At 54.2% G+C, this 4,154-nt stretch carries 2 protein-coding genes; both read left to right on the forward strand.

Translation table 11 applies throughout. The features are described from left to right. Nucleotides 1–1,110 (forward strand): hypothetical protein (locus tag HMPREF3170_RS11740; protein WP_168161634.1); only part of this gene is annotated, 1,110 nt, incomplete at its 5' end. 478 nt (nucleotides 1,111–1,588) lie between these two features. After that, a partial coding sequence (locus tag HMPREF3170_RS06910; protein WP_210385509.1) for an Ig domain-containing protein occupies nucleotides 1,589–4,154 on the forward strand: 2,566 nt, incomplete at its 3' end.

The raw sequence follows: 4,154 nt of genomic DNA on the forward strand, positions 1-4,154 counted from the left end.
GTTGTTGTGACTTACCCGGATGGTTCGAAGGACAATGTCGATGTCACTGTCACGGTTGAGAAGCCGACGGACACGGAGCCTTCGGATCCGTCGACCGGTCCTGAGAAGCCAAGCGAGGATACATCTCATGGCAACAACCTGGATTCGTTGCAGCCTGGCTACGACGAGACTCATGTTCAGCCTGGTGCTACGAAGAGTGCTACACCAGCCTTCACCGACAAGGGCGGAAAGAAGGTTACGGACCTCAAGGGCATCAAGGTACAGGACAATCCGGAGGCGAAGGGCTACCCGAAGGCCGAAGGCGCAACTGACTGGAAGTTCACGCCGAAGGATGCGACCGTTACTGGCCAGGCTCCGTCTGTTGAGCAGCTGGTGAAGCAGTTCGACGATCTCTACGGCAAGAAGGGCAACCGTAAGAAGGTTGACTTCAAGAAGTTCGAGGAGGACTTTGGCAAGGTTGCTAAACCGGCTGTGATCTTTGATCTTTCCGACGGCAAGACCACCAAGGAAAATCAGCAGGCACAGTTCGTGCTTGTTGGCCAGGATGGTAAGTCCATTCTGGAGCCGAATGGTGACTTCGATGGTGACGGTGTCACCAACGAAGATGAGGTGAAGAACGGTTGGAATCCGTTCGACAAGTCGGATAACGGCCGTGACACCGGTAAGTGTGTTGCATCCGCTGTTGGCTTCGGTCTGCCGTTGATCGCGTTGCTGCCGCTGGGTCTGGCTTCCCAGATTCAGATTCCGGTTCTCAGTGATGTCGCTGCACAGGTTGATGCTCAGTTGCAGGCTGCGAACACCCGCATCCAGCAGCAGGCTGGCATCTTCAATCCGGAGATGGCGCGTCAGGCTGAGCAGATCAATGCGCAGCTGCGTGCTGTTGGTGGTGACTTGGGTATGGTTGCTGCAGGTATCGTGCTGATTGCTGCTGGCATCTTGGCTGGCACGGTTATCTACGACAACTGCAACCCGAATGGTTCGAAGTCCTCTGTGAAGGATCTGGAGCTGAAGGGTTCTTCCGGTAAGACGACGAAGTTGTCCTCCAAGACGGACAACAACGTATCGACGTCCACTCCGAAAGCGCCTGAAACCGACACGCCACAGGCGTAAGAGGTTCGTAATGTAGCCTCCTCCCCCATGCAGGGGGCTACATTTCGTAAATCTTGCCTAAAGTATTGGTAAGAAAATTACAGCTGGTGCTTGTTGTGTTTACTGCAATAGGCAACAGCTTTTATATTTGCCCGATTGGCTGTAATTGTTTCGACAATTATTAACATTTGTCTTCCAGTTTAATTGAGCTGGTCCTAATGGAACTATGTCAATTAGTTTCATTTAAAGTGACTGAATTGTATCAATAGAAAAAATCGTAGATACCGAACTGCACTAATCTGACATTTGTAACCATTTCTGGTGACGGATTAGAAAAGCGCTGTGGAGGTCCTGCATTTTCTATCGGTTGATACAATTTATAGCGAGTGACTAATCGTTGACCTTTGTCTACGTTCACCACCTGCAGTTTTGTGGTTCTACGAGACCTTGGCTGACAGGTAGGTAGTCACATTGATTAGACCATATGGAAGGAATGTTTATGCGAGGCCAATTTAAGGCACGTCGTGGCACGTCGATTGCTGCGGCCGCATTGTCGTTTGCTCTGGTAGCTCCGCTGGCGCAGCCGGTTGCGTTCGCTCAGGACGCACCAGTTGTAGCGGCTGGTGCTGAGGCGCCTGCAGAGGCAAAGGGTAAGAACCAGCTAGTACCAAACGCGATCTACACCAAGGGTGGATGGCGTGATTACTACGGCTACCACGGCTACGCCTACATCAACAAGAACGGTCGTCCGGACAAACGGGACGACCGTGACGAGCCTTTGAAGGGCAATGTCATCTACCTGCAGTATGTGAACGGGAAGGGCGAGGTTTCCCCGACGTTCTACACGCTGACGGACTCTGAGGGTCGCTTCTCCTTCGACCTATCTGAGAAGGTCACCAACGAATACGATGCGCCGGCGTTCAACCTGGCTGGTGACAGCAATTTCAAGGTTCGTGTCTGGGGCGAGAACCCAGATAAGGACAAGTACTCCGTCGTCATGTCTGGTGATATGCAGTCCGGCCGCTACTCCACGCGCCTTGGTCGCACCCAGGAATCCTGGAACTTTACGGCTGGTCCGTCCGGTTCCCGTATTACTGCTGGGCGTTTCGTGCTTGAGGAGAAGCCAGCACAGGTTGATTGGCTGGCGAAGCCGGAAGATCAGTGGACCCGCGCACTTGATGGCCAGACTGGCGAGCCGACGGTGGATGGTCAGTTCGCGGACTATGGTGCGTTTGGCGCTATTAAGAGCCTTGCTGCGCCGAACCAGTCGATGGTGTGGTGGGAGTCCGGTGAGGATGCTGGTTCGCTGCCGGGCTACTACAAGTACCAGCCTGGCCAGGGGGATCGCGCTGCTGGTGGTGTAGAGATCGTTGCCTCGTACCTTAATGATGAGGTCGCGCGCCAGATTGACGCGTGGAAGGATGCGAACAAGGGGTACACGCCTGAGCAGGAGCGCGAGAACCAGGAGCGCATCATCAAGGCGTACCAGGCTGAGCACGGTGTAGGCTCCCACATTGCTGAGACGGTAGTGGTGCCGTCGAAGGCTGACGGTACGATTTACCTGCCGTTTAAGGGTACGTATGGGCGTTCGCGCACGCAGGAGAACTTCACTGCGCAAATCTCGAATAAGCTTGCCAAGGGTGATTTCGGTACCGTTGCGAAGGACTTCAACCCTGATAATGGTGCGGATCGCTATGAGGCGTTTATTACGGGTAATGTGAATGCTGCGAAGGCTCGTCACATCAACACTGATTACATGTACATCTATCCTCGTATTGAGGGTCGTGATGTGAAGAACTCGGCGTTCCCGATGAACATGTTCCAAAACTACGGGGATCAGGGGACGGTGCTTGCGGGTGCGAACATGAACGGTCTGCAGTTCCCGTTGATGTCTGCACAGCCCATCTTCGATATTCCGGAGTACAACTCGTATGACAATAAGGGTCGTGCGGGCTCCGAGGTGACCACCAAGACTGCTGGTCTGGTGCCGAATTCGGATTACGCAATCCGTTGGTACGCAACTGGTCCGGACGGTAAGCAGACTGAGATCAAGGATGCGATGTGCATCGCCAAGAGTGATGACAAGGGTGTTATCCCGTCGTGTGATTTCCAGGCTCCGGAGGACCTGAAGGAGACCACGATCTACACTGCTGCCGTCGTTGATTATGACCCGGTGAAGAAGAAGGCGTCGGATCAGTGGGAAATCGCGGACTCGTTTACCGCTGTTGTGCCTGAGCCGCTGCCGTTGGGCTCGCGTTACGATACGTACTCGGCCGATGATGTTGCTTCCTTGTTTGGTGATCTGCCGAAGGAGAAGGCTGAGGGCGCTGAGCCGGAGTACTCTGCTGACAAGCTGCCTGAGGGCCTCGAAATTAACCACGAGACCGGCAAGATCACTGGTACGCCGACGAAGGCTGGTACCACTGAGGTTATTGTGACCCGCACGGTTGATGTTGAGGTCGAGAAGTGGGTTCCGGAGGTCGATGCTCAGGGTAATCCGAAGTACGAGAATCCGGATGCACCGGAGGATGAGCGTGTCGAGAAGACCACGAAGCAGAAGGTGAAGGAGCCTCGTCAGCGGCAGGTTGTTACCAAGATTGTGGTGACGGATACGCCGCTGGCTGATGGTGTTGTTGGTGAAGATTACTCCCAGGATGTCAAGCCTGAAGGTTTCGATGCTCTGCCGCAGGGCTTTGAGGTCAAGAAGAATTCCATCACGGTTGAGGGTCTTCCGGCCGGCTTGGAGTTCAAGGACGGCAAGATTATTGGTACGCCGGAGAAGGCTGTTGAGGCTTCTCAGGAGAAGCCGAACGTGACTGTGAAGTACATCTTGGTTGATCAGGATGGCAACGAGACCCCGCACACTGACGTTGTCCCGTTGGCGGTTGGTGTCAAGACCGCAGTTGATGAGTCTGGTAAGAAGCCTGTTGATCCGACTGATGACAAGCAGGACACTGGCGTCAAGATCGTTAACCCTGACGACGAAACCAAGGTCTCTGCCAAGGATGAGGACGGCAAAGACGTCCCGGTCGAGATTGATGAGAACGGTAACGTTCACGTCACCC

It is taken from the genome of Corynebacterium sp. HMSC08D02 (assembly GCF_001807505.1).
Lineage (GTDB): Bacteria > Actinomycetota > Actinomycetes > Mycobacteriales > Mycobacteriaceae > Corynebacterium > Corynebacterium pseudogenitalium.